This is a genomic window from Actinocorallia aurea, assembly GCF_054783995.1.
In genome coordinates this window covers 783,314-808,756 of record NZ_BAAGPQ010000012.1, presented here as the reverse complement: position 1 = coordinate 808,756, position 25,443 = coordinate 783,314, and the positions used below count along the sequence as shown (strand labels likewise).

Sequence of the window (25,443 nt, the reverse complement as noted above, 5' to 3'; positions counted from 1 at the left end):
AACCTGTTCTAGTCACACCGTGCGATGACGGTCTCGGCGAACGACTCCAGATGGCGGATCTTGGTCTCCAGGGGCTCGGTGTCCGGGCCCTTGATGTACGGGAGGCGGAACCCGACGATCACGTCGGTGATCCCCTTGTCCTCCAGCCGCCGCACCCCGTCCACGGTGTAGGCGTCGTAGGAGATCACGTGGATCTCGAACGGGTCGCCGGCCTTTCCCTCGGCCTCGCGGATCGCCTGGAGCCGCGTGAGCAGGGCGTCGAGCTCCTCGCCGTCGCCGCCCGCGTGCATCCAGCCGTCGCCGCGCAGCACGGCCCGGCGCAGGGCCGCGTCGCTGTGCCCGCCGACGAGGATCGGGATCGGCTCGGTCGGCGCCGGGCACATCTTCATCGACTCGATGTCGTAGAACTCGCCCTTGTAGGAGAAGTACTCGCCGCTGGTGAGGCCGCGGACGATGTCGATGCACTCGTCCATGCGCTTGCCGCGCCGCGCCCACGGCACGCCCAGCGCGGCGAAGTCCTCCGGCCAGGGGGAGAGGCCCACCCCGAGCGACAGCCTGTTGCCGGTGAGCGCCGCGATCGAGCTCGCCTGCTTGGCGACGAGCACGGGCGGGCGGATCGGGAGCTTGAGGACGAAGGGCGTGAACCGCAGCCGCGACGTCACCGCTCCCATCGCCGCGGTGAGGACGAACGTCTCGATGAACGCCTTGTCCTCGAGGAACGCCCGGTCGCCGTCCTCGGTGTAGGGATAGGTCGAATCGGACTCCTCCGGATACATCACGGAGTCCGGGACGGTGATGCTGTGGTAGCCCGCGTTCTCTGCCGCCTTGGCGAGCGGGAGGTAGTACGACGGGTCGGTCATCGCCTCGGCGTAGGTGAACCGCATGCGGCGCAGCTTACTAGAACACGTTCCAGTTTCAATGGAGGTGCGGAACGTCCTCCGGCCAGAACTCCAGCGCGTGGACCCGGAGATCGACCCAGGTGTGCAGTTCGGTGTGGAAGGTGCGCAGCGCCTCGATGTCGTCGGCGCGGCGGTGGCCGGGGCCGTGCGGGTCCGGGAGGCCGGAGCGCATGAAGCCCTGGATCAGCCAGATCACCGCCCACGCGACGAAGACCATGTCGACGTCCGGGCGGACGCCCGCCCACGGCGCGCGGGTCATCACCGTCTCCAGCGGGGGCGTCACCGTGTCGGGGAAGTCAAGGTCGCTGGCGTCCTTGAGGCCGCGGTGCTCCCACACCGCGTTGATCTCCGGGTGGGAGAGGGCGAAGTCCAGCGCCGAGTCGATGAGCCGGTGCAGGCCGCGGACGTCCCGCGGGAGTTCTCGGACCGCGTCTTCGAAAAAGCGCCGCTCCACGGCGAGGAAGTGCTCGATCACCGCCCGGTAAAGGCCCGGTTTGCCCTCGCGGAGCAGCATCGACCGGCCCGCTTCGGGTCCGGCGGTCTGCATGATCATGTCGAGGGTCGTCGCGTCGTACCCTATTTCCGCGAACAGCCTGACCGCCGCGCGCAGGACTTGCTCGTCGGGAAGGATCTGGACCGCGTCCACAGGTTCGGCAGTCATGCCGTGTACAACGATCCGTGCGGGCACGCGCATCCGGATCGCGGCAAAGGCCGGGTCTTATCTGTTCGATGAGTTCTGGGGAGAAATGGGCGGTCTCACGGAGTACTGGGCGCTGGAGCGGTACCGGCTCGGCCCGGTCGACCTGATCGAACTCGAGGAGGCCGTCGTGCTGAGACGCCGCGCCGCCCTGCGGGAGAAGGGCTGGATCGTCGCGCCCGGCGAGCCGCCCGGCCTCGGCCGGTGCCCCTTCCGCGACAGGCTCGACGGGTTCGCCGCGGGCCGCTCCGACGGCGTCCTCGTGGTCCGGGGCCTCGGCGAGACCGGCACCCGGTCCGGAGGGATCACCGAGACCGGCCCCGACGTCCTGCACGTCATCGCCGCGAGGCTCGGCACTCCGCTCCCGCAGGACGACGCGCCGAGGGAACCCGCCTTCACCGTCTGGCTGTGCCCGCCCGGCGCCCGCCCCCGGAGCTTCGCCCTCGCCGCCGCCGACGGGGCAGCCGCCGAGACCGACCTCGATCCGGGCGAACTCCTCCTGGTGGATCTCGCCCGGGCGTCCGCGCGGCCGGTTCCCGATCCCGGCGACGCGCTCGCCGTCCAGGTCGGCGCCGCCTGAACGAGGCCGTCCGGCGCGCGTCCGAGGCCGTTCTGTGCCGCTTCGGTGGGGAAATCGTCGATAGTGAGGGCCCGTCCGGGGAATGAGCCCGGAGCGCGGTCCGGGCACCTGAGCCCGCCGGCGCCGCGGAAGAGGAGGACAGCAGTGGGAGCGTATGCCGATGCCTACCGGCGGAGCCTTGCCGACCCGGAAGGCTTCTGGGGAGAGGCCGCACGGCTGATCGACTGGACGCACGAGCCCTCCCGGACCCTCGACGCCTCCGCACCGCCCTTCTACCGCTGGTTCCCCGACGGGGAGATGAACACCAGCGCCAACGCCCTCGACCGGCATGTCGAGGCGGGCGCCGGAGACCGTCCCGCGCTCATCTGGGACTCCGCGATGGTCCCCGCCAAGCGCACCTACACCTTCCGCGAGCTGCGCGACGAGGTGGCCCGCGTCGCCGGGGCGCTGGCCGCGCTCGGCGTCGGCAAGGGCGACCGGGTCGTCGTCTACATGCCGATGGTGCCCGAGGCGCTCATGGCGATGCTCGCCTGCGCGCGGCTCGGCGCCGTGCACTCGGTGGTGTTCGGCGGGTTCGCCGCCAAGGAGCTCGCCGCGCGGATCGAGGACGCCCGGCCGAAGGCCGTCGTGGCGGCGTCCTGCGGGCTGGAACCCGGAAGGGTCATCGCCTACCAGCCGATCCTGGAGAAGGCGCTGGAGATGAGCGCCCACCGTCCCGACCGCGTCCTCATGCTCCAGCGGGAGAGCGCCCCGGCCGACCTCGCGCTGCCCGGCTACGTCGACTGGGCGGAGGCCGTGGCCTCCGCCGAGCCCGCCGCGCCCGTTCCCGTCGCCTCGACCGACCCGCTGTACATCCTCTACACCTCGGGCACCACCGGGAAGCCGAAGGGCGTCCTGCGCACGGCGGGCGGCCACGCGGTCGCCCTCGCCTGGACGATGGGCGCGATCTACGACATCGGTCCGGGCGACGTCTTCTGGGCGGTCTCCGACGTCGGCTGGGTCGTCGGGCACAGCTACATCGTCTACGCGCCGCTGCTCGTCGGCGCGACGACCGTCGTCTACGAGGGCAAACCGATCGGGACGCCGGACGCGGGCGCCTTCTGGCGGATCGTGCAGGAGTACCGGGTCAAGGCCATCTTCACCGCGCCTACCGCGTTCCGCGCCATCAAGAAGGTCGACCCGAAGGCCGCCGAACTCGCGAAGTACGACATCTCCACCTTGCGGACGCTGTTCCTGGCGGGGGAGAGGCTCGACCCGGAGACCTACCACTGGGCGTCGGACACGCTGGGCGTGCCCGTCGTCGACCACTGGTGGCAGACCGAGACGGGCTGGCCGATCGCGGCGAACCCGCGCGGGCTGGAGCCGATGCCGACCCAGCCGGGCTCGGCGACCGTGCCCGTCCCCGGCTGGGACGTCAGGATCCTCGACGAGTACGGCGCGGAGGCCGGCCCGGGCCGGGAAGGCGAGATCGTCATCAGGCTCCCGCTGCCGCCCGGCGCGCTGCACACCCTCTGGGGCGACGACGAGCGCTTCATCGCCTCCTATCTCGCCCGCCACGAGGGCTACTACCACACGGGCGACTCCGGCTACTTCGACGAGGACGGGTACCTGTTCGTCATGGGCCGGATCGACGACGTCATCAACGTCGCGGGCCACCGCCTGTCCACGGGCGCGATCGAGGCCGCCCTGGCCACCCACCCCGCCGTCGCCGAGTGCGCCGTGATCGGCGTGCCCGACCCGCTCAAGGGCCAGCTCCCGTACGGGCTCGTCGTTCTCAAGGCGGGGGTCGAGCAGGACGAGGAGTCCCTGACCGCCGAGCTGATCGCCGCGGTCCGCCGCGACATCGGCCCGGTCGCCGCGTTCCGCGACGTCTCCGTCGTTCCCGCCCTGCCCAAGACCCGCTCCGGCAAGATCCTCCGCAAGACCATGCGCGGCATCGCCGGAGGCCGCGACGAACCGGTCCCCGCGACGATCGAGGACCCGTCCGTCCTGGACGCCATCACCCCCGTCCTCCGCCACCGCGCCGAGTAGCGGCTTCGGCGGGCCGCCTTGCCCGGGCCGCCCGGGCCACCCGGCCGACCGTCTGCGGTCGGCCGGGGCCGTCAGGCCCGCAGACGGTGGGTCGGGTGATCAGCGGGGAGAGGACCGCTCTCGCCTGGGGCCCAGGTGACCCGGCCCGCCGGCTGGGGCCGTTAGGACCGCGGGCGCGGCGCGTCGGCGGCCTCCGGCTCGAGGAAGGACGCCAGGCGGCTGCGGACGGAGTCGGGCGCGGGGGCGGCCGGGGCGGCCGAGGCGAGGCGGCGGCGCTGCGGGAGCCCGCTCGCGGCCTGGCCGACCACCTGGGGACGCTCGGGGCCGCTCGGGGCGCGGAGCGCGCGGGGTTCGGGGCGCAGCGGATCGAGCGGCCGCGTCACCAGGCCGTCCGGGATCTCGACGACGGCGAGCAGGCCGCCGCCCGGGGCGCGCTCCAGGCGCACGCCGAGGCCGAAGCGGCGGGCGTAGGTGCCGACGACGGCGAGGCCGAGCCGGGGCAGGGGGCCGAGGGCCGTGAGGGACGCGGTCCGCGCGCCGGAGGCGATCTCGGCGAGCCCGGCCAGCGCCGCGTCGTCCACCCCGGTTCCGGAGTCCTCGATCCGGACGACGAAGCCGCCGCCCGCGCGCCCGACCGTCGCCCGCACGGTGCCCGGCGAGGCCTCGGCGGCGTTGGCGAGCAGCTCGGCGAACGTGTGGACCAGCGGTTCGACGACGCGGGGGCGGGCCGCCACCTCCTGGCCGCCGACCAGCTCCAGACGGCCGCCGGCCACGACCCGTCCGGCGGCGGCCGCGAGCACGTCGGCCAGGGGGAGCGGCCGCGGCCAGTTCCGTCCGGCGCGTCCGCCGCTCAGCACCACGAGGCTCTGCGCGAGCCGGGTCAGCTGGGCGGCCTGCCCGGCGATCCGGGTGCACTCCTCCAGGAGGTCGGGCCGGTCGCCGACCCGCCCGGCCAGGCGGTCGACCGACTCGCGGACGCGCAGCGCCCCGGCCTGGGTGCGCTGGGCCACCGACACGACCATGCCCTCCAGGGCCCGCGCGGCCTCGGCCCGGGCCGTCTCGGTGCGGGAGAACGCCGCGTCGTAGACCGCGGCGGCCTGCTCCGCCCAGGGCGTCGACGCCGGGACGTCGGGGCGCCGGGCGGCCACCGAGACGTCCCAGGCGAGCGTGCGCAGCAGCTCCCCGAACTCCGTGTGCTGCCGCTCGGCCGCGCCGCGGGCGTCGCGCAGGTCGCGTGCCAGGCCGCGCGCGCTGATGCGGGCACGGCGCAGCGCCTCGCCGAGCACCAGGACCGCCGCGGCGCACAGGGCGCCCGCGATGAGCGCGGCGGTCTGGGGGCGGTCGGCGGTCGTGAGGACCGCGCCCGCGACGGATGCCGCGATCGCCGCGGCGCCCATGACGGGCCAGAGGAGGGAGGGACGCGCAGCTTCTTCCATGATCCGCTTCTGGTCCGGGGGCGCCGCGTCCGGGCCTCGGCCGCCGGGACCCCGGGCGCTGCGCCTGATCGGGCACATCGGTCAGGCATGGTCAATGGCGGTGTCGGCCGAAATCGTCATCCGCCACCCCGCTGCGCGGGAACCGAGACCCCAAACTACGCCAGACGAATCCCGTGGACCACCCGCCACGAGAATCCCATCGAAAGATGTGATCTCGCGTTAATCCTCGGATACCTGAGTTGTAGTGATGCACACAATTAACGTGTGAAATGCAGTTTTCGTGGTTTGGGTGATGACTCCATGGTGTTTATCACGTTCTGTCATCTTCGCCGGGATTGTTCGGTCGAAGTCCTGGTGGGGGCGTAGCGGCAGAGGTCTCATCGGGCGACGGAGCCGGACAAATGCGAACGGCGTGACAACGGCCACAACTCGCGGCGCTCCGCAGCCGTTCGTGGCCGGTCGAGGTCAGGCCCCGGTTCCGGCGCGCCGGGCCCCGCGGCGGGCGGACCGGGCGGCTACCGTGCGGAAGATCAACGGCGACCGCGAGGTGGGGCGATGAGCGCAGAGACAGTACCCGTGCAGGTCTTCGGCGGGCCGACGGCACTGATCGAGTACGGCGGGCTGCGTCTCGTCACCGACCCGACGTTCGACGAGCCCGGCGACTACCCGCTCGGCCCGGGACTCGTCCTGACCAAGCTGGAGCCGCCCACGGCGGGGCCCGACGCCCTCGGCCGCGTCGACGCCGTGCTGCTCTCCCACGACCAGCACCCCGACAACCTCGACCACGCCGGACGCAGGTTCCTCGACCGCGTCCCGCTCGTGCTGACCACGCCGACGGGCGCGGCCCGGCTCGGCGGCGACGTCCGCGGCCTCGTGCCGTGGGAGGAGGTCGTGCTGGACCGGCCGGAAGGCGGCAGCGTCACCGTCACGGCGGTGCCGGCCCTGCACGGCCCCGAAGGCGCCGGCGCGCTGGAGATCTCCGGCGAGGTCACCGGCTTCGTCCTCACCGGTGAGGGCCTGCCCGTCGTCTACGTCAGCGGCGACAACGCCTCCCTCGACCTGGTCCGGCAGATCGCCCGGCGGGTCGGCCCCGTGGACACCGCGGTCCTCTTCGCCGGAGCCGCCCGCACCCCCTTCTTCGACGGCCGCCCCGTCACCCTCGACAGCGCCTCCGCCGCCGAGGCCGCCCGCATCCTCGCCGCCCGCCGCGTGGTCCCCGTCCACCTGACCGGCTGGTCCCACTTCACCGAAGACCACACCATCCTCACCCGCGCCTTCACCACGGCCGGTCTCTCCCACCTCCTGCCCTGACCACCGCCCCGAGGCCGGGCGACCCGACCGCTCAGCGGTGCGCCCGGGGCGCGCGGCCTCTTCGCGAGGCGCGGCCCGGGCGATCCCCGTCGTGGGGGGTCATGGGCCGAAGGACGCGGTGATCTCGATCGGGGCCAGAAGGTGTGCGTTGAGGGCGGGGACGTCCTCGGCGGGGATCCACAGCTCCAGGTGGGCCGATCCGCCCGCCTGGCGGGTCGGGTAGCGGCGGGCGAAGGCCGTGGCCACGCGGAACCGGGTGACGTGGCCCGAGCCGGCGGCGTCCACGTTCCAGTCGCGGGCGATCTCGGCCGCGTACTCCTCGCGGAGCACCGGGTAGAAGATCGGCTGGTCGGGCAGGCGCGGCGGCCACTCCCGCATGCCGGACGCGCGCAGCAGCTCGAGTTCGGCGGGGCCGACGGGACGCCACAAGGTGGTGCCGCCGTCCGGGTCCTCCTGGCGGCCCCGGTGGACCTCGTTGAGGAACGCGCGCACGTACGGGTCGACGGGGGCCGGGTCGTCGATGCGGTCGGTGAAGACCGCGACCGCGCGGCCGCCGGTGCCCTGGGTCTCGCGGAGCAGCCGCCACGCCCACAGGTTCGGGTGGGGGAGGGCGGTGCAGGCCTCGGCGGGGGCCGCCAGCTCGATCGCGCGGTCCAGCTCGGCGGCGCTCAGCGGCAGGGCCGCACTGCCGGACCGGTAGCCCGTGACGGTCGCCAGGACGGCGGCAGGCAGCGGGCCCTGGCCTTCGAGATTCACCTTGACGACCTCCAGGCGGCCGTCGGTCTCGTGCACGATCCCGTGCGCGGCGGGACGCCGGTAGCCTTCCAGCGCCGCCTCGAACTCGGCCCGCTTGGCGTGGACCTGCTCGGCCGTCACCCATCGCTCGCTCATGGTCCGATGATCTCACCGCGCGCGACCTCGCCCCGGGACGGTTTCCACAGCCCGAAAGTTCCGGTTTCGTGGGATAAGTATCGGTAAGTTTCTGGTTTACTCGGATGCGTGAAAGATGCGGCGCGCTCGGTGAAGAGCCTCGACGTGCCCTCGCTTCGGCGGACCGCCGGGGCGGTGGCCTCCGACTCCGTGGCGGGCGCGGTATGACGGGCGGCGACCCGAGCCCCGCGTGGCGCACCGTCCCCGCCCTCACCGCAGGGGTGCTCGCCACCATCGTCGGGGCGTTCGCCGTCCTGCTCCTGCCCCTGCGCGGACCGCGCCGCCGGGTGGCGGTGGACGCGATCCTGCGGACGTGGGCGCGCGCCTGGTGCCTGGCCGCGGGCGCGCGGATCACCGTCGACGGCCTGGAGAAGCTGGAGCCCGGCGCGACCTACGTCGTCGTGTCCAACCACACCTCGAACCTCGACCCGATGATCCACCTCGCCATCTTCGGCGGCCGCCTGCGCATCCTCGCCAAGCGCGAGCTCTTCCGGGTCCCGCTGCTCGGCCAGGGCATGCGCGCGGCGGGCCTCGTCGAGGTCGACCGCCGCAACGCCGACCGGGGCTCGATCAACCGAGGCGTCGCCGCGGCCTTCGCCGCGGGCAGCTCGCTGCTCGTCTACCCCGAGGGCACCTTCTCCTACGAGACGGGCCTGCGCCCCTTCAAGCCAGGCGCGTTCATGATCGCCATCACCCACGGCGTCCCCGTTGTGCCCGTCACCCTGCGCGGCGTGGACACCGTCTGGCCCGCCCGCCGCCTCCGCATCCGCCCCGCCCGCGTCCACGTCACCATAGGGACCCCCCTCCCCACCAAGCACCTCACGCCCGCCGACGCCCCCGGCCTCACCGCCGCCACCCGCACCACCATCACCACCACCCTGACCACGCCCCTTTCCTGAACAGCCGGCGCCTCCCTGCGGTCGGCCGCAGAGAGGCGCGCACCAAGACGGCCGGCTAGTCGTCGGGCAGTTCGCGGACGGCGCCTGCGGAGGCGGACTGGGCGAAGGCGGCGTAGGCGCGGAGGGACTTCGGGACGGGGCGGTGGCGTGCGGCCGGGCGGTAGCCGGTGGTGGATTCGAGGGTTCTGCGGCGGGCGGCCAGGTCGGGGACGTGGAGGGTGAGGGTTCGGCCGGGGACGTCGATGGTGATCCGGTCTCCGTCGGCGACGAGGGAAAGCGGGCCTCCGGCGGCGGCTTCGGGGGAGACGTGGCCGACGGAGAGGCCGGAGCTGCCGCCGGAGAAGCGGCCGTCGGTGAGGACGGCGCAGGAGGAGGCGAGTCCCCGGCCCTTCAGGTAGGCGGTCGGGTGGAGCATCTCCTGCATGCCAGGTCCGCCGCGCGGTCCCTCGTAGCGGATGACGAGAACGGTCCCGGGGACGACGCGGCCGGAGAGGATCGCCTCGACGGCCTGCTCCTGGGACTCGGTGACGATCGCCGTCCCGGTGAAGACCTCCATGCCGGCGGGCACCCCCGCGGACTTGACGACGGCGCCGTCAGGGGCCAGCCCGCCGCGCAGGACGGCCAGGCCGCCCGAGGCGGAGTAGGCGTGGGCGGCGTCCCGGATGCAGCCGCCGGAGGCGTCCACGTCGAGGGACTCCCACCGGGCCGACTGCGAGGACGCCTCCGAGGAGCGGACGCTCCCGGGCGCGGCATGGAACAGCTCCACGGCCTCCGCCGAAGGCGACGGCCCCCGCACGTCCCACTTCCCGAGCCACTCCTTCAACGACCCCGAGTGCACCGCCCGGACGTCCTCGTGCAGCAGTCCCGCCCGGTGCAGCTCGCCCAGCAGCGCGGGGACGCCGCCCGCCCTGTGCACGTCCTCCATGAGGTACGACCCGTTCGGCGCGACCCTGCACAGGAACGGGACGACGGGGGAGAGCGCCTCGATGTCGGCCAGGGTGTAGTCGAGTTCGGCCTCGCGCGCGGCGGCCAGCAGGTGCAGCACCGTGTTGGTCGATCCGCCCATGGCAAGGCCGAGCGCCTCCACGAGGCAGTTCATCGAGTTCGCGGTGAACATGCCCGCGCACGAGCCGCAGGTCGGGCAGGCCGCCTCTTCGATCGCGGCGAGGTCGGCGTCGGAGACTGACGTGTCTGCGGCGTCGGCCATGGTGGTGATCAGCTCGAGCCGGGTCCGCACCGTGCCGTTCGCGAGGACCGCGCGTCCGCCTTCCATCGGCCCGCCGGAGACGAACACCGTCGGGATGTTCAGGCGCAGCGCGGCCATGAGCATCCCGGGCGTGATCTTGTCGCAGTTGGAGACGCACACGAGCGCGTCGGCCCGGTGCCCCTGCACCATGTACTCGACGGAGTCGGCGATCAGCTCGCGCGACGGCAGCGAGTACAGCATCCCGTCGTGGCCCATCGCGATGCCGTCGTCGATCGCGATCGTGTGGAACTCGCGGGGGATGCCGCCGGCCTCGCGGATCGCCGCGCCGACGGCCCGGCCGACGGGCTGGAGGTGCGTGTGGCCGGGGACGAACTCGGTGAAGCTGTTGGCCACCGCGATGACGGGTTTGCGCCCGATGTCGGCGGCGGGCACCCCGGAGGCCCGCATGAGCGCGCGGGCGCCCGCCTGGTTGCGGCCATGGGTGACGGTGTGTGATCGCAGCTGTGGCATGCGCCCATGCTGGCGGGGGCCTCGCGTGACGGGAAGACGGCTCGAATACCAGTACTCCCACTACCAGTATTAGGGTGGCGGCCATGGGGACGGGCGAGGATCGGCGCGCTGAGCTGGGCGGATTCCTGCGGACCCGGCGGTCCGGCCTGGATCCGACGGAAGTCGGGCTGCCGCCGGGCGGCCCGCGCCGCCGCGGCGGCCTCCGCCGCGAGGAGGTCGCGACGCTCTCCGGCGTCAGCGTCACCTGGTACACCTGGCTGGAGCAGGGCCGCGACATCCAGCCGTCCCGCCAGGTCCTCGACGCGCTCGCCCGCGCCCTGCGGCTCACCCCGACCGAGGCCGGCTACATCCTCGGCCTCGCCGGGTACACGCCCCAGAGCGAGCCGGCAGACGTGCCGGTCGAGGAGGCGCCCGAGCACGTCCAGCGCCTTCTCGACGCGCTCACGGACCCCGCCTACGCCGTCGCGCCCGACTGGACGATCTGCGGCTGGAACGCCGCGTACCTCGACCTCTATCCGAACGTCGCCAAAGTCCCCGCCTCCGAGCGGAACCTCCTGTGGCTCGTCTTCACCGACCAGTACGTCCGCGACCTCCTGCCCGACTGGGAGACCACGAGCCGGCGCTTCCTCGCCGAGTTCCGCGCCGAGGCCGGGCCCCGCCTCGGCGACCTCGCCCGCTCCCCGGCGATCGAACGCCTCCTCGCCGTCAGCGAGCCGTTCCGGCGGGCCTGGCGGGACCACAGGATCGCGGGCTTCGCGTCCCGCGAAAGGCTGTTCCGCCACCCCGAGCGCGGCCTCCTGCGCTTCGAGCACCACCGCCTCGCCCCCGCGGACCACCCCGACCTCCACCTGGTCGTCTACCTCCCTCAGCCCTGATCGGCCCCGCAGGACGGCGGGCCCGGTGCCGGGCGCTTGAGCGCAGGCGATCGGGCCCCGGAGACAGGTCGCGGAAAACCTGTTGAGCGGCCTGGCGCGGGCTGCGTAGGGTCATGGGCCGCAGGTTCGACGGGGGATCCGAGCCTGCCCGGAAGTTTTCCGGTGACCTGGGCGTTCGCCTCTGCAGGACGGTTCTGGTCGTCCTTCCCCGCGGGCCGTGCTCTGGCCCGCCCCCGGCGGGCTCCCGCCTCCCGACAGCCGCGCGCGACGAGAAAGGCCACGTACGACTGTGCAGCGACGATCCGAGACCCTCGCCGACCCCGGAGAGAAAGCACCCGACGCCGACGCGGAGGGCCTGCCCAGGCACGTCAAGATCGCGATCGGGGTGCCGATCCTCGCCGCCTTCGTGATGATCCTCAACGAGACCGTCATGGGCGTGGCCATCCCGAAGCTGATGACGGAGTTCGCCGTCAGCGCGACGGCCGCGCAGTGGCTCACCACCGGCTACCTGCTGACGATGGCCGTCGTCATCCCCACCACCGGGCTGATCCTGCAGCGGTTCCCGACCCGCGCGGTGTTCCTCGCCGCGACGTCCCTGTTCGCGTTCGGCACGCTGCTCGCCGGACTCGCGCCGCACTTCGGCGTGCTGCTCGCCGCCCGCGTCGTGCAGGCGAGCGGAACCGCCCTGGTCCTGCCGCTGCTCATGACCAGCATCATGACGCTGGTGCCCGCCTCGCGCCGCGGCCGCACGATGGGGCTGGTGTCGGTCGTCATCGCGGTCGCGCCGGCCGTCGGGCCGACGTTCTCCGGGCTGATCCTCGCCTCGCTCAGCTGGCGCTGGCTGTTCCTCGCGGTCGTGCCCATCGCGGTCGCGGTGGTGGTCGTCGGCGTCGTCCTCGTGGAGAACACCGGGACGACCCGGTCCGTCCGGTTCGACCTGCCGTCCGCGCTGCTGTCGGCGGTCGCGTTCGGCGGCCTGATCTACGGGCTCAGCGCCATCGGCGAGTCCGCGGGCGGCCACGCCGCGGTGTCCCCGGCGATCCCGCTCGCCGTCGGGGCGGTCGCGCTCGCCGTCTTCGTCCGGCGGCAGCTGACCCTCCAGCGGGGCGACGCGGCGCTGCTCGACCTGCGCCCGCTGCGCGACCGCTCGTTCGTCGTCGGCGTCCTGCTGCTCCTGGTCTCGATGGCCGGACTGTTCGGCGCGCTGATCCTGCTGCCGATCTACCTCCAGACGATTCGCGGCCTCACCACCCTGGAGACCGGCCTGCTGCTCCTGCCGGGCGGCCTCGCGATGGGCCTCGTCTCGCCGTTCGTGGGGCGCCTCGCCGACCGCTTCGGCCCGCGCCCGCTCGTCATTCCCGGCACCGTCGCCCTGGCGGCGTCCCTGGCGATGATGAGCTTCCTCGACGCCGGCACCCCGGTCGGCTTCGTGATCGCCGCCCACGTCCTGACGAGCCTCGCCCTGGGCTCCTCGATGGCTCCGCTGATGGCGTCCGCGCTCGGCTCGCTCGACACCGCCCTGTACTCGCACGGCAGCGCCATCATGAACACGCTCCAGCAGTTCGCCGGAGCCGCCGGGACCGCGCTTTTCGTCACCATCATGACGCTGCGGTCCACTTCGTCCGCCGAGGCGGGCGCGGCACCGCTCGACGCCCAGTCCACGGGCATCCAGGACGCCTTCCTGTGCGGCGCGCTCCTGGGCCTGCTCGCGGTGGGCCTGTCCTTCCTCGTCAAGCGCGCCGCCAACGCGCCGGCCGAGGGCGTCGCCCTGCACTGACGCGACTCGGGGGCGGGGTCAGGACGGCGCGATCCGGGCGAACATCAGCATGTCCCGGCGCTCGGCCCCGACCTCGCCCCACGACCGCAGCAGCCCCTCGCGGGTGAAGCCCGCCTTCTCCGCGGTCCGCACTGACGCGGAGTTCCACGGCTCGATGTACAGCTCGACGCGGGCGGCGCCCAGGCGCTCCCAGGCCCACGCCGTCAGCGCCTCGACGGCCGCGGCGGCCTCCCGCAGCACCTCGGCATCCTGGTGTGCTCCCACGCCCGCAGCTCCCGGGTCCCGAAGCGGATCCGCGGCACCGAGAGCCGGCCGTGCCCGCTCACGACTCTCGCAGCCGCCGACCGCACCAGGGGCAGAAGGCGATCTCGATGTACGACGAGCCGCCGTCGTGGATGATCAGCCCGTACTCGTGCTCGGCGGTGAAGGCGACCAGGGTGTCCGGGCAGTCGTAGGGGTCGGGATGCGCGTCGCAGCGGTGGTTCGCGTTATAGGTCATCATCTCGCAGCAGTGGACGTGCATCGGCTCGCTTCGGTCGGACGGGGGGCCGGGTCCTCCGCAGGGTAGCGAACCCCGTGATCCTTGCGCCTTCGGCGTCGATGGCGGGGGCGGGTCACAGGAGGTGCTCCAGGCGGATGGGCAGGCGGGTGGCGCGGTGGCCTGTGGCGTGGTGGACGGCGTTGGCGACGGCGGCGGCCACACCGACCATGGAGACCTCGCCGAGGCCCTTCACGCCGAGGTCGTTGAGGAGCGGGTCGGGGCGGTCGACGAACTCGACGTGCAGGTCGGGGATGTCGGCGTTGACGGCGATCGCGTAGCCCTCCAGGTCGGCGTTGGCGAAGCCGCCGAAGCGCGGGTCCGGTTCGGCGTGCTCGCGCAGCGCGGCGCCGATGCCCCACACGACCCCGCCGCGCACCTGGCTCGCGGCCGTCACCGGGCTGGCGACGGTGCCGCAGTCGATGACGCTGACCGTCCGGGCGACCCTGACCCGCCGCGTCGTCGGCTCCACCCGCACCTCGACGAAGTGGGCGCCGAAGCTGTAGGCGGCGAAGCCCGGGTAGACCGGGCCCGCCGGGGCCATGCCCCCGTCCCGCACCCGGTCCAGCGCCTCGGGCGGCTGGCCCGGGGCGAGCGTGCCCACCTCGACCTCCACGGCTTCGGAGACGTCGGGCAGCGGCCCGGACGAGGGAGCGCCGAGGCGCTCGCGGAGCGCGGACAGCGCGGCCTGCACACCGGGCAGGACCGTCGCGGTGCCCCACGAGCCCGCGGTGAGCTGGTGCGGGACTCCGGCGGTGTCGCCGGCCTCGACGGTGACGCGGTCGGCGGGCAGACCGGTGAGCCGCACGACGGTTCCCACGATGGCGGTCCGGATGCCCTGCCCCATCTCGTGCGCGCCCGCCCACACGGTGAGGCGGCCCGCGGCGTCGAGGCGCGCCCGCGTCACCGTCGCCGCCGCGGAGGCCTTGTAGGCGGCCGAAGCGACGCCCCAGCCGAGATAAGACCCGTCGGAGGCACGCATGGAGCGGGGCTCGGCCGACCGGGCGGACCAGCCGAACCGCAGGGCGCCGCGACGCAGGCACTCCGCGAGATGCCGCGAGGAGAAGGGCAGACCGCTCACGGGATCGACCGCGGTGTCGTTGCGCAGCCGCAGTTCCACGGGATCGAGGCGGGTCCGGACGGCCAGTTCGTCCATCGCCGACTCCAGGGCGAACACCGCGGGGTGCTCGTAGGGCGCGCGCATGTAGCCGGGCGTCTGCGAGTCGGTGCGCACGATCCGCTGATGGGCCCGGAAGGCGGAGATCCCGTACATGCGCGCGCTGGTGTCGGTGTAGGCGGCCGGGAAGACGTCATGCCGTGAGGTCTGCTGGTCCACCGCGTGCAGCAGGGCGGTGAGCCTGCCGTCGGCCTGCGCGCCGAGCCTGACGCGGTGGCGGCCGGCCGGGCGGAAGCCCGAGTTGTGGAACATCAGCTCGCGCGGCACCACGAGCTTCACCGGGCGGCCGAGGCGGCGCGCGGCCACGGCGGCGAGCCCCGTCTGCATCTGCAGCGCGTTCCGGTTGCCGAAGCCGCCTCCCAAGTAGGGCGAGACGATCCGCACCTGCTCCGGTGCGAGCCCGAGCTGCCGGGCGAGCCCGCGGCGGACCGACGACGCGTTCTGGGTGCCCTCGTGGACGGTGAGAAGGTCTCCGTCCCAGGACGCGACGGTCGAGGTGAGTTCCATCGGGAGCGGATGCTGCGTCGGCAGGTCGAAGACGGCGTCCACCTGGTGGGCGGAGGCGGCGTACACGGCGTCGGCGTCGCCGATGACGCGGTCGGTGTAGTAGCCGAGCACGTCGGCCTGGTCCTGGACTTCGGCGCCCGCGTCGTCCAGGTCGACGCTGAAGGGCTCCTCGGCATACGCCGTCCGGATGAGCGCGGCAGCTTCGGCGGCGGCGTGCGGCGTCTCGGCGACGACGAGGGCGACGGGCTGGCCGCGGTGCGCGATCCGGTCGGTGGCCAGCGGCTGGATGCTCTCGAACGCGTCGCCGCCGGCCATGAGGAACGTCGGCGGGGCGAGTTCGCCTTCGGCGAGCCGGGTGAGGACGAGCAGGACGCCCGGAACCGCCTCGGCCTCGGCGGTCTCCACCGATATGACCCTTCCGCGGCCGATCGCGGCGGGCACGAGGACGCCGTGCGCGAGGTTCGCGGGCACCCGGTCGGCTCCGAAGCGCACCTTTCCGGTGACCTTCTCCCACGCGTCGACGCGGTGCAGCGGCGTGCTCATCGGGCCTCCCCCGTCCGGGCGGCGAGGAGCAGCGCGTCGACGACGGTCCGCACCCCGAGCTCGATCTTGAATCCGTTGTGCAGGCCCGGGACGGCCCCGGCGAAGAGCGCCTCGCCCGCCGCCCGTGCGGTCTCGGCGGTGAGGGGTCGGCCGACCAGCAGCGCCTCGGCCTCGCGGGAGCGCCACGGTCTGGTCGCCACCCCGCCGACGGCAAGCCGCGCCTCGGCGACGTCCGTTCCGTCGAACGCGAGCGCGGCGGCGGCGGAGCTGAGCGCGAACGCGTACGACTCGCGGTCGCGGATCTTCAGGTACGCCGACGCGCGGCCGGCGCGCGTTGCGGGCACCCGGATCGCGGTGATCAGCTCGCCGGGTGCGAGGGTGTGTTCCAGGTGGGGCGTGGCCCCGGGGGAGCGGTGCAGGTCGGCGACCGCGATGCTCCGCGCGCCTTGCGGGCCGAGCACGTCGACGACGGCGTCGAACGCCAGCAGCGCGATCGCCCAGTCGCCGGGGTAGACCGCCCCGCAGGTGTCGCCGAGGCCCAGGACGGCCTGGCCCCGGTCGAGCCCGCCCCGGATCGCGCAGCCCGAGCCGGGCACCCGCTTGTCGCAGGGGAGCGCGGTGGAGCGGAAGCCCGGGCAGCGCGTGCGCTGGAGCAGGTTGCCGCCGAGCGTCGCCATCGTGCGCAGCTGCTGGGACGCGGCCTTGGCCAGCGACTGGGAGAGCGCCGGGTAGTCGCGCAGCACGACCGCGTCCTCGGCCGCGTCGGCCATCCGCGCGGCCGAGCCGAACACCAGTTGGGCGGGGTCCGAGGTGTCGATCCGCGCGAGTTCCGGGACGCGGCTGACGTCCACGACCGAGGCGGGCGCCTCGACGTCGAGCTTCATGAGGTCGTAGAGGGTGGTACCGCCCGCGAGGTAGCGGGCGCCCGGCCGGGAGGCCGCGGCGACGGCCTCGGCCACGGACCGGGCGGGGGTGTAGTCGAAGGGCCTCACGCGCGCCGCCCCCGGTCGCGGGCGACCTCGCGGACCGCGGCGACGATGCCCGGGTAGGCCCCGCAGCGGCACAGGTTCCCGCTCATGTACTCGCGGATGCTCGCGTCTCCGTCGGCGTGGCCTTCGGCGACGCACGCGATCGCCGACATGATCTGGCCGGGGGTGCAGTAACCGCACTGGAGCGCGTCGTGGTCGATGAAGGCGCGCTGCATCGGGTGGAGTGTGCCGTCCTCGGCGGCGATCCCCTCGATCGTCACGACCTCGCGGCCGTCCGTCTGGACCGCGGGCGTGAGGCACGAGACGACCCGTCGCCCGTCGAGATGGACGGTGCACGCTCCGCACTGCCCGTGGTCGCACCCCTTCTTCGTTCCTGTCAGCCCCAGCCGTTCGCGCAGGACGTCGAGCAGGGACTCGCGCGGGTCGAGGTCGAGTTCGACCGCCCGTCCGTTGATCAGGAACTTCACCAGCATGTGCCGCAAGACCTCACCCTTCCCCGGGCACACGGACCCGAGACCTCCAGAAACTACTCCTTTCGGGTGTCCATAATGTAAACGGGCGATCGAGGCGATGGCGGGGAGGGGCGACGCGCCCCTCCCCGGCCGGGTCACACGGCGGCGGCTCGGCGGGCCAGGAGGGTGAGGACCTCGTCGGCGACGATGGCGTGGCCTCGGGCGTTGAGGTGGATGAGGTCGGTGCTGTAGATGGAGGGGTCGGTGCCCGCCGGGTGGGCGCGGAAGTCGGCGAACAGGGCGCCGTGGGCGCGGGACACGTCGGCGGTGATGTCGTGCAGGCGGGCCAGGCGGGGCTGGAACTCGGCGAGGAAGCGGGGGTCGGTGATCAGGCCGGAGGAGACGATGTCGAACAGGCCCAGAGTGAGGACGTCCGCTCCGGTCGCGCGGAACGCGCCGACCAGGTGCGCGAGGTCGGCCTCCAGGGCCGTGGGGTCGAACGCGCGGCCGAGCGCGTCGTTGCCGCCGCAGACGACGACCGCGAGGTCGGGCCGGAACGCCAGCGCGGGCGCGAGCTGACGGTCGCGCACCTCCCGCGCCTTCAGATCCCGCTCGCCGAGGTTGAGCGTCTCGGCGCCGAGGGCGCGGGTCATCCGGTCGATCCAGGAGAGGTCGTCGAAGCCGTCGGCCGGCTCGCGGACGCCGGAGGCGATGCTGTCGCCGATGACGGCCATGCGCTGCCAGGGGCTCGTGCGGGGGGTGCTCATGCGGGGGCTCCTTCACTGGTGGGGAGGACGGGCTGGGGCCGGGCGGGCAGCGCCAGGCCCACGGCGCCCGCGAGGACCGCGGTGACGCCGCAGAACAGGTAGACCGACAGGAACGCCTCAAGGCCGGGATCGGCGTCCGCCAGCAGCGCGGCGAGCACGGCGACGCCCAGCGCCCCGCCGAACTGGCGCGCGGTCGTGGTGAGTCCGGTCGCGGCGGCGAAGCGCGCGGGACCGGCCGACAGGGTCGAGGCGCCCGCGATGCCCGTCGCGAGGGCACCCATGCCGAGACCGACCAGCAGGCCGCACGGCAGCCAGAACATCGCGAAGTCGGGTGCGGAGGTGAGCCCGAGCCGGAGCCACGCCGCGCAAGCCGTCATCAGCGCCGCGCCGAGCACGATCGCGGTGCGCGGGGTCGCCAGCCTGCTGAGCACGATCGCGCCGGCCGCCGCGGTGATCGCACCGGGTGTCATGGCGAGGCCCGCGGTGAGCGCGTCGTAGCCCCACAGCCGGGTCAGGACGAGCACGCCGACGAGCATCCACGGGTAGAAGGCGGCGCCGTAGAGGAACGACACGGCGCTCGCGGTGCCGAACGCGGGGACCCGCCACAGCGACACGTCGAGCGCGGGCACCGGGTGCCGGGCCGAGCGGACCAGTGTCCCGGCGGTCGCGAGCGCTCCGGAGGCGAGGACGCCGAGCGTGCGCGGGTCGGTCCAGCCCCACGCCGAGCCCTGGGCGATGCCCAGCGCCAGCAGGCCGAGGCCGACCGCGAGCAGGACCGTGCCGAGGAGGTCGGGCAGGCTGCCGCGGCTGCCGCCGGACGCGAGCCGCCGCGCGCCCAGCACCAGCGCGAGCGCCACGGGGACGTTGATGAGGAACAGGGAGCGCCAGCCGAGCGCGTCGACGAGCAGCCCGCCGACCGACGGTCCGACGGCGGCGGCGAGCGCGCCCGCCGCGCTCCACAGCCCGATCGCGCGCGCCCGGCCCTCCGCGGGGGTGCCGTGCAGCAGCACCGCGAGGGAGGCGGGGATCATCGCGCCCGCGCCCGCCCCCTGGACGGCCCGGGCGGCGAGCAGCGAAGGCAGGTCCGGAGCCGACGCGCAGGCGAGCGACGCGACCGCGAAGAGCCCGGTGCCCGCCAGGTACACGCGGCGCGGCCCGGCGATGTCGGCGAGCCTGCCCGACGGCGCGAGCGCCGCCGCGAACAGGACGGTGTAGAGGGTGACGATCCAGGTGAGCCCGTTGACTGAGGTGCCGAAGTCGCGCCCGAGATCGGGGAACGCGAGGTTGGCGATGCTCGTGTCGAGCATTGCCAGAAAGGCGGCGCCCGCCGCGAGAGCGAGGCTGCGTGAGGACAAACGCGTCTCCTGAGGAAGAACGAACGTCCGTGCCGAGAGGCCGAACGGTCGTGCCGTAAGGGCCCGGCGAACCCGCCGAGTGTGCGAAAAAGAACGAACGGTCGTGCTATGAAGACCGAACGATCGTACGATTTCCTGAACCGGCCGCGCTGTCAAGCGACTAGTAGAACGAATGGTCGTATTGTTTTCCTATGAACGAATCGGCGGACGGCACGCACGGCGGCGTGGGGCGCGGGGGCAGGCGGGGCGATGGGAGGGTGGTGCGGGGGGAGCACACGCGGGGGCTGATTCTGGAACGGGCCATGGCGATCGCGTCGAGCGAGGGGCTGGAGGGGCTCTCGATCGGGCGGCTCGCGGCGGATCTCTCGCTGTCGAAGAGCGGGCTGTTCGCGCACTTCGGATCCAAGGAGGAGCTGCAGCTCGCCACGGTGCGCGCGGCCCGCCGGGTCTTCACCGCACGGGTCATCCTGCCCGCCCAGCAGGCGCCCGACGGTCTCGCCCGCACCGAGGCCCTGATCGACAACTGGCTCGACTACGTCGCCGAAGGCGTGTTCCCCGGCGGATGCATCGTCTACTCCGTCGCCGCCGAGTTCGACTCGCGCCCCGGCCGCGTCCATGACGCCATCGCCAAGGACATGTCCGACTGGCGTGCCCACCTCGCCGACACGCTCCGCGCCGCGATCCGCAACGGCGAACTCCCCGACGAGTCCGACCCCGACCAGCTCGCCTTCGAACTCAGCGCCTTCATCTGGCAGGCCGTGGGCGACGCGGCCCTCCACGGTTCGGCGACCCCCCTCATCCGCGCCCGCCGCGCCGCCGCCACCCGCCTCCACCACGCCGCCCACCCCGCCAGAACCTGACCCGGCCCCACTCGGCCCGCCCCCGCCGGCACCGGGATCGAGCGCCGCACGGCGTAGGCGGTCAGCGGCACCCGTGTCGTCTTCTCGCTCGACGGGCGGCGCCACGCGCCCGACGCCGCGCTGCCCGCCGACCTCGGCGGGCTCAAGGCGGAGCCTCCCGAGTGCACAGAGGCGGTCGGGCCCGGCCGGGTCGAGGTCGTCGACCGCCGCGGTGTTCCGGCCGGCGCCGAGGCCCCGCGCGTCGTCATGGGCTGCGACGGCCCGGAGCGCCCGTCCTGAGCCGGACCGGCGCCCCCGAGGCGTCAGGGCTCGATGAGGACCTTCAGGGCGGTGCGGTCGGCCATGGCGGCGTAGCCCGCGGCGGTGTCGGCGAGGGACACGGTGCGGTCGAAGACGCGACCTGGCTGGACGCGGCCTTCGAGGACGTCGGGCAGGAGCTCCTCGATGTAGGCGCGGGCGGGGGCCACGCCGCCGGTGAAGGTGATGTTCTTGAGGAAGGACGCGGTGCCCAGCGCGACGCGGCCGTACTGGGGGGCGCCCACCCGGCTCACGACGCCGCCCGCGCGGACCACGCGCAGTGCCGTGTTCACCGCCTCTTCCAGCCCCACGCATTCCAGGACGGCGTGCGTGCCGCGGCCCGCCGTCAGCTCGCGGACCTTCGCCACGCCCTCCTCGCCGCGCTCGGCGACGACGTCCGTCGCGCCGAACTCGACGCCCAGGTCGGTGCGGTCCTTGTGGCGGCCCATGAGGATGATCCGCTCCGCGCCGAGCCGCTGGGCGGCCAGCACCGCCGACAGGCCCACCGCGCCGTCGCCGATGACGGTGACGGTCGTGCGGGGCCCGACCCCGGCCTTCACCGCGCAGTGGTGGCCGGTGGGGAAGACGTCGGAGAGCGTGAGCAGCGAGGGCAGCAGGGCCGAGTCCGCGGCGACAGGCAGCTTCACCAGCGTGCCCTGCGCCTGCGGGACCCGGACCGCCTCGCCCTGGCCGCCGTCGACGTCACCGACGCCCCACATGCCGCCGTGTCGGCAGGACGTCTGGAGTCCTTCGCGGCAGAACTCGCACGAGTTGTCGGAGAACATGAACGGCGCCACCACGAGGTCGCCGCGGGCCAGGCCGCCGACGTCGGCGCCGAGGTCCTCGATGACGCCGAGGAACTCGTGCCCGATCCGCCGGCCCCGCTCTCCCGCGGGCTGCGAGCCGTAAGGCCACAGGTCGCTGCCGCAGATGCACGAGCGCAGCACCCGCACGACCGCGTCGGTCGGCTGCCGGATCGCGGCGTCGGGCACCTCCTCCACGCGGATGTCGCCAGCACCGTAAAGCAAGGTTGCCCGCATGAGAGCACTTCCCCTCGAAGATGATCGGCGTCGACCGTCCGTGCTCCGGCCGACCCCCGGGCGTCCGCCGCCGCCGGACGCGCGTCGCGGCGGCGCCGTGCCGCGCCGGGAGGCCCGGCAGGGGCGGCGCCCCGGGTGGGCGTCCCTTGGCCCCGGCTGGGCTCGCGGAGATCTTCGCACGTCGGACGGTACGGACAAAGCGTGGGGTCGCACACGGTGACGACTCCCAGCCGACGCCTCGTCCGGCTGGGACCGGTCCCAAACCGCGCACCGCGGCACCCGTTCCCCGCCCTCCTGGGACCGGTCCAGGACAGTGAGCGGAACGGCCGCCCTCCGCACCCGGACGGGCACGGAAAGCGGCCGGAGACAAGCGCGCTCGAAGCGCTCAGCAGCTCGAAGCGCTCAGCAGCTCGAAGGGCTCAGCAGCTCGAAGGGCTCAGCAGCTCGAAGGGCTCAGCAGCTCGAAGGGCTCAGAAGTAGGTCGGCTCCCGCGGCGTGTACGGCTCCTCCAACGCCGCGATCTCCTCCCGGGTGAGGCGCAGTTCGAGCGCCGAGACGGCGTCCGTGAGGTGGTGCGGCTTGGTCGCGCCGACGATCGGGGCCGTGACCACAGGATTGCGCAGCACCCAGGCCATCGCCACCTGCGCCATCGAGACCCCGTGCGCGGCGGCGATCCGCTCGACGGCGTCCACGGTCGCCCTGTCGGACTCCAGGAACAGCGGCCGTCCCGCCGGGTCGTGCGTCGGGTTGCTCGCCCCCCGACTGGTCGACCGCTCGCCCCACGGCCGTGCGACGAGCCCGGCCGCGAGCGGACTCCACGGCAGGCTTCCGACGCCCTGGTCGGCGAGCAGCCCGAACATCTCCCGCTCCTCCTCGCGCATGATCAGGCTGTACTGGTCCTGCATCGAGACGAAGCGCGTCCAGCCGTGCGCGTCGGCCGCCTCCTGCATCTTGGCGAACCGCCACGCCCACATCGAGGACGCCCCGAGGTAGCGCGCCTTGCCCGCCTTGACGACGTCGTGCAGCGCCTCCATCGTCTCCTCGACCGGGACACCGGGGTCGAACCGGTGGATCTGGTACAGGTCGATGTAGTCGGTGTCGAGCCGCCGCAGGGACGCGTCGACCTGCTCCATGATCGCCCGCCGGGAGAGCCCGGCCCCGCCCGGTCCTTCGCCCATCGGGAAGAACACCTTGGTGGCCAGCACGATGTCCTCGCGTCGCGTGTAGCGCCGCAGTGCGCGTCCGACGATCTCCTCCGAGGTGCCCGCGCCGTAGATGTTGGCGGTGTCCCAGAAGGTGATGCCGAGGTCGAGCGCCTGCCTGAACAGGTCGCCGGCCGCCGCGTCGTCGAGCGTCCACGGCGTCCGCTCCGACGGGGTGCCGAAGCTCATGCAGCCGAGCGCGATCCTGCTCACGCGCAGCCCCGACGCCCCCAGGCGGGTGTACTCCATGTCTGCCCCTCACCTCCGGCCGGCCCCGAGCCGCACCCCTTGGAGGGAGAGCTACCCCGCGGCGTACGGGCTCCGGGTGCGACCAGGTAAGGCCCTCGCCTAGACACGGCCTGCAGGGGAGGAGCCGAGGACCGCCCTGATAGGTTCCTGCCGTTTGGCACGTTCCGCGCAGACGCGGTAGGGAGGCGGGCGATGGCCGAGGCCGCAGGCGACATCTGGGGCGCCGCCGAAGAGCCGGGCGGCATCCTGTCCGGGCTTCGGGTGCTCGACCTGAGCCGGGTCCTGGCCGGCCCGTACTGCGCCCAGATGCTGAGCGACCACGGCGCGTCGGTCCTGAAGGTCGAGGGACCGGCCGGAGACGAGACCCGCACCTGGGGCCCGCCCTTCCACGACGACGGCACCAGCGCCTACTTCTACGGACTCAACCGCAACAAGCGCAACATCGCCCTCGACCTCGCCTCTCCCGCCGGGAGGGAGGTCCTCACCCGGCTCGTCGGGGAGGCCGACGTGGTCGTGGAGAACTTCAAGTCCGGCACGATGGCGAGGTGGGGACTCGGCTACGAGGACGTCCTGGCCGACCGGCATCCCCGGCTCGTCTACTGCCGGATCAGCGGCTTCGGCTCCGACGGCCCGATGGGCGGCCTGCCCGGCTACGACGCCGTCCTGCAGGCCTACGGCGGCCTCATGAGCGTCAACGGCTATCCCGACCGGGAGCCGCTGCGGGTCGGCGTCCCCGTCGTCGACGTGATGACCGCGCACCTGGCGTTCAGCGGCATCCTCCTCGCCCTGCACGAGCGGGTGGCGAGCGGCCGGGGCCAACTCGTGGACGCGGCGCTTCTCGACGCCGTCGTGTCGCTGCTGCACCCGCACGCGGCGAGCTGGACCGCCGACGGCCGCATCCCGCGCCGCACGGGGGGAGCGCACCCCGTTCTCGCGCCCTACCAGGTCTTCTCGACCCGTTCGGGCGACTTCTTCGTCAGCGCCGCCAACGACCGCCAGTTCGCCGCGCTCGTCGGCGTGCTCGGCAGGCCTGAGCTCGCCGACGATCCGAGGTTCGCCGACAACCCGGGCCGCATCACCCACATCGAGGAGCTCGCCGAGTTGCTCGGCGGGCTCATCGACGCCTGGGACGGCGCGGAGCTGACCCGGCGCCTCATCGCGGCGGGAGTCCCGGCAGGGCCGGTGAACGACGTCGGGACCGCCCTCACCGATCCGCAGGTGCGCCACCGCGGGCTCTACGTCGAGAACGAGGACTACCGGGGGGTGGGCGTGCCGGTGTCGTTCGGCAGGTCCCGCACCCGGGCGCCGCGTGCGCCCCGCCCGCGCGGCGCCGACACCGCGGAGGTGCTGCGCGGCCTCGGTTACGACGACGCCGAGATCGCCCGGCTCGCCGAGGGCGGCGTCCTGCGCTGACGACGCGGGCAAAGTTGAATATTATATATATTGACAGAAGATGCCATTTCCGGAAGAGTTTCCCAGGCGCGGCACCGGGCCCACCCCCCGTCGCCGGACCGCGCGGAGGAGGCCCACCATGGACGCCGAGAAGCTGCGGTCGCTCTTCGACCTCAACGGGCGGACCGCGCTCGTCACCGGGGGCACCCGGGGCATCGGCCTCGCCATCGCCGAGGGATTCGCCGCCGCCGGTGCGCGCGTCGTCGTCGCCAGCCGCAAGCCCGAGGCCTGCGCCGCCGCGGAGGCCCGCCTGAAGGCCCAGGGAGCGGAGGCGCTGGGCGTCCCCGCGCACCTCGGCGACCTCGACGAGCTGGACACGCTCGTCACTCGCACCGTCGACGCCTTCGGCGGCCTTGACATCCTGGTGAACAACGCCGCGAACCCGCTGGCCCTGCCGCTCGGTGCCCTCACCCCCGAGGCGTTCGCCAAGTCCCAGGACGTCAACGTGCGCGGCCCCGTGTTCCTCGTCCAGCGCGCGCTGGAGGCGCTCACCGAGAGCCCGCACGCCTCGGTCGTGAACGTGGTCTCCGCGGGCGCCTTCCTTTTCTCCCCTTACGTCTCGATGTACGCCGCCGCCAAGGCCGCGATGGTGTCCTACACGCGGGCGATGGCCGCGGAGTTCGCTCCGCGCGGCATCCGCGTGAACGCCCTCGCGCCCGGCACCGTGGACACCGACATGGTCCGCAACAACCCGCCCGAGTTCCAGAAGGCGATGGAGCAGGCAGCGCTCCAGAAGCGGATGGCCGACCCCGACGAGATGGTCGGCCCCGCGCTCTTCCTGGCCTCGGACGCGGCGAGTTTCATGACCGGGCAGGTGCTGCACGTCGACGGCGGCCTCGTGGCGCGCTGAAAGAGGAAGGAAC

At 73.5% G+C, this 25,443-nt stretch carries 23 protein-coding genes; 9 read left to right on the top strand and 14 right to left on the bottom strand.

The window, feature by feature from the left end; translation table 11 throughout:
• Positions 1–8: 8 nt before the first annotated feature.
• The gene (locus ACYVOM_RS16315) at positions 9–884 is read right to left on the bottom strand and encodes a TIGR03619 family F420-dependent LLM class oxidoreductase (RefSeq protein WP_460304211.1); all 876 of its coding nucleotides are present in this window, start codon (positions 882–884) and stop codon (positions 9–11) included.
• A 31-nt stretch (positions 885–915) separates the two neighbouring features.
• On the bottom strand, positions 916–1,560 hold the full coding sequence (locus ACYVOM_RS16310) for a TetR/AcrR family transcriptional regulator (RefSeq protein WP_460304210.1): 645 nt from the start codon (positions 1,558–1,560) through the stop codon (positions 916–918).
• A gap of 85 nt (positions 1,561–1,645) precedes the next feature.
• On the opposite strand from ACYVOM_RS16310, the gene ACYVOM_RS16305 reads away from it, so the two are divergent.
• The gene (locus tag ACYVOM_RS16305; protein WP_460304209.1) at positions 1,646–2,176 is read left to right on the top strand and encodes a hypothetical protein; all 531 of its coding nucleotides are present in this window, start codon (positions 1,646–1,648) and stop codon (positions 2,174–2,176) included.
• 144 nt (positions 2,177–2,320) lie between these two features.
• On the top strand, positions 2,321–4,207 hold the full coding sequence (locus ACYVOM_RS16300) for a propionyl-CoA synthetase (protein WP_460304208.1): 1,887 nt from the start codon (positions 2,321–2,323) through the stop codon (positions 4,205–4,207).
• Positions 4,208–4,368: 161 nt separating this feature from the next.
• On the opposite strand, the gene ACYVOM_RS16295 is transcribed toward ACYVOM_RS16300, so the two are convergent.
• A complete protein-coding gene (locus ACYVOM_RS16295) occupies positions 4,369–5,643 on the bottom strand; it encodes an ATP-binding protein (RefSeq protein WP_460304207.1) in 1,275 nt (424 codons plus the stop codon).
• Between the two features lie 555 nt (positions 5,644–6,198).
• On the opposite strand from ACYVOM_RS16295, the gene ACYVOM_RS16290 reads away from it, so the two are divergent.
• The gene (locus tag ACYVOM_RS16290; protein ID WP_460304206.1) at positions 6,199–6,954 is read left to right on the top strand and encodes an MBL fold metallo-hydrolase; all 756 of its coding nucleotides are present in this window, start codon (positions 6,199–6,201) and stop codon (positions 6,952–6,954) included.
• A 99-nt stretch (positions 6,955–7,053) separates the two neighbouring features.
• On the opposite strand, the gene ACYVOM_RS16285 is transcribed toward ACYVOM_RS16290, so the two are convergent.
• Positions 7,054–7,845, bottom strand: coding sequence for a hypothetical protein (locus ACYVOM_RS16285; RefSeq protein WP_460304205.1), 792 nt, complete (start codon positions 7,843–7,845; stop codon positions 7,054–7,056).
• Between the two features lie 203 nt (positions 7,846–8,048).
• On the opposite strand from ACYVOM_RS16285, the gene ACYVOM_RS16280 reads away from it, so the two are divergent.
• Complete coding sequence (locus tag ACYVOM_RS16280; RefSeq protein ID WP_460304204.1) at positions 8,049–8,783, top strand: lysophospholipid acyltransferase family protein; 735 nt, start codon at positions 8,049–8,051, stop codon at positions 8,781–8,783.
• A 55-nt stretch (positions 8,784–8,838) separates the two neighbouring features.
• Here the strand turns inward: ACYVOM_RS16280 and ACYVOM_RS16275 are convergent, their stop codons facing one another.
• On the bottom strand, positions 8,839–10,500 hold the full coding sequence (locus ACYVOM_RS16275) for a dihydroxy-acid dehydratase domain-containing protein (RefSeq protein WP_460304203.1): 1,662 nt from the start codon (positions 10,498–10,500) through the stop codon (positions 8,839–8,841).
• A gap of 83 nt (positions 10,501–10,583) precedes the next feature.
• On the opposite strand from ACYVOM_RS16275, the gene ACYVOM_RS16270 reads away from it, so the two are divergent.
• Positions 10,584–11,375, top strand: a complete 792-nt coding sequence (locus ACYVOM_RS16270) for a helix-turn-helix transcriptional regulator (RefSeq protein ID WP_460304202.1) — start codon at positions 10,584–10,586, stop codon at positions 11,373–11,375.
• A 289-nt stretch (positions 11,376–11,664) separates the two neighbouring features.
• Positions 11,665–13,152: an MDR family MFS transporter gene (locus ACYVOM_RS16265; protein ID WP_460304201.1), complete on the top strand. Its 1,488-nt coding sequence runs from the start codon at positions 11,665–11,667 to the stop codon at positions 13,150–13,152.
• 18 nt (positions 13,153–13,170) lie between these two features.
• Here ACYVOM_RS16265 and ACYVOM_RS16260 read toward each other — a convergent pair whose 3' ends face one another.
• The 7 genes from ACYVOM_RS16260 to ACYVOM_RS16230 all read right to left on the bottom strand — a co-directional run bounded on the left by ACYVOM_RS16260 (position 13,171) and on the right by ACYVOM_RS16230 (position 19,480).
• Positions 13,171–13,416 carry a GNAT family N-acetyltransferase gene (locus ACYVOM_RS16260; protein WP_460304200.1) on the bottom strand — a complete coding sequence of 82 codons (246 nt, stop codon included), beginning with the start codon at positions 13,414–13,416 and terminating at the stop codon, positions 13,171–13,173.
• A gap of 58 nt (positions 13,417–13,474) precedes the next feature.
• Positions 13,475–13,654: a DUF6980 family protein gene (locus tag ACYVOM_RS16255; RefSeq protein ID WP_460304199.1), complete on the bottom strand. Its 180-nt coding sequence runs from the start codon at positions 13,652–13,654 to the stop codon at positions 13,475–13,477.
• Positions 13,655–13,766: 112 nt separating this feature from the next.
• Positions 13,767–15,917 (bottom strand): xanthine dehydrogenase family protein molybdopterin-binding subunit, encoded by a 2,151-nt coding sequence (locus tag ACYVOM_RS16250; RefSeq protein WP_460304198.1) that lies wholly within the window; start codon positions 15,915–15,917, stop codon positions 13,767–13,769.
• Positions 15,914–16,909, bottom strand: coding sequence for an FAD binding domain-containing protein (locus tag ACYVOM_RS16245; protein ID WP_460304197.1), 996 nt, complete (start codon positions 16,907–16,909; stop codon positions 15,914–15,916). The genes ACYVOM_RS16250 and ACYVOM_RS16245 overlap by 4 nt, the downstream gene beginning before the upstream one ends.
• Positions 16,906–17,379, bottom strand: a complete 474-nt coding sequence (locus ACYVOM_RS16240) for a (2Fe-2S)-binding protein (protein ID WP_460304370.1) — start codon at positions 17,377–17,379, stop codon at positions 16,906–16,908. The genes ACYVOM_RS16245 and ACYVOM_RS16240 overlap by 4 nt, the downstream gene beginning before the upstream one ends.
• A gap of 134 nt (positions 17,380–17,513) precedes the next feature.
• On the bottom strand, positions 17,514–18,125 hold the full coding sequence (locus tag ACYVOM_RS16235) for an SGNH/GDSL hydrolase family protein (protein ID WP_460304196.1): 612 nt from the start codon (positions 18,123–18,125) through the stop codon (positions 17,514–17,516).
• Positions 18,122–19,480, bottom strand: a complete 1,359-nt coding sequence (locus ACYVOM_RS16230; protein WP_460304195.1) for an MFS transporter — start codon at positions 19,478–19,480, stop codon at positions 18,122–18,124. The genes ACYVOM_RS16235 and ACYVOM_RS16230 overlap by 4 nt, the downstream gene beginning before the upstream one ends.
• Before the next feature lie 191 nt (positions 19,481–19,671).
• Here ACYVOM_RS16230 and ACYVOM_RS16225 point away from each other — a divergent pair, with 191 nt between their 5' ends.
• Positions 19,672–20,340: a TetR/AcrR family transcriptional regulator gene (locus tag ACYVOM_RS16225; protein WP_460304194.1), complete on the top strand. Its 669-nt coding sequence runs from the start codon at positions 19,672–19,674 to the stop codon at positions 20,338–20,340.
• Positions 20,341–20,642: 302 nt separating this feature from the next.
• On the opposite strand, the gene ACYVOM_RS16220 is transcribed toward ACYVOM_RS16225, so the two are convergent.
• Positions 20,643–21,677, bottom strand: a complete 1,035-nt coding sequence (locus ACYVOM_RS16220; protein ID WP_460304193.1) for a zinc-binding dehydrogenase — start codon at positions 21,675–21,677, stop codon at positions 20,643–20,645.
• A gap of 470 nt (positions 21,678–22,147) precedes the next feature.
• Complete coding sequence (locus ACYVOM_RS16215) at positions 22,148–23,128, bottom strand: aldo/keto reductase (protein ID WP_460304192.1); 981 nt, start codon at positions 23,126–23,128, stop codon at positions 22,148–22,150.
• A gap of 192 nt (positions 23,129–23,320) precedes the next feature.
• Here ACYVOM_RS16215 and ACYVOM_RS16210 point away from each other — a divergent pair, with 192 nt between their 5' ends.
• Positions 23,321–24,541, top strand: coding sequence for a CaiB/BaiF CoA transferase family protein (locus ACYVOM_RS16210; protein ID WP_460304191.1), 1,221 nt, complete (start codon positions 23,321–23,323; stop codon positions 24,539–24,541).
• A gap of 118 nt (positions 24,542–24,659) precedes the next feature.
• Positions 24,660–25,430, top strand: coding sequence for an SDR family NAD(P)-dependent oxidoreductase (locus ACYVOM_RS16205; RefSeq protein WP_460304190.1), 771 nt, complete (start codon positions 24,660–24,662; stop codon positions 25,428–25,430).
• The last annotated feature ends 13 nt before the right edge of the window (positions 25,431–25,443 follow it).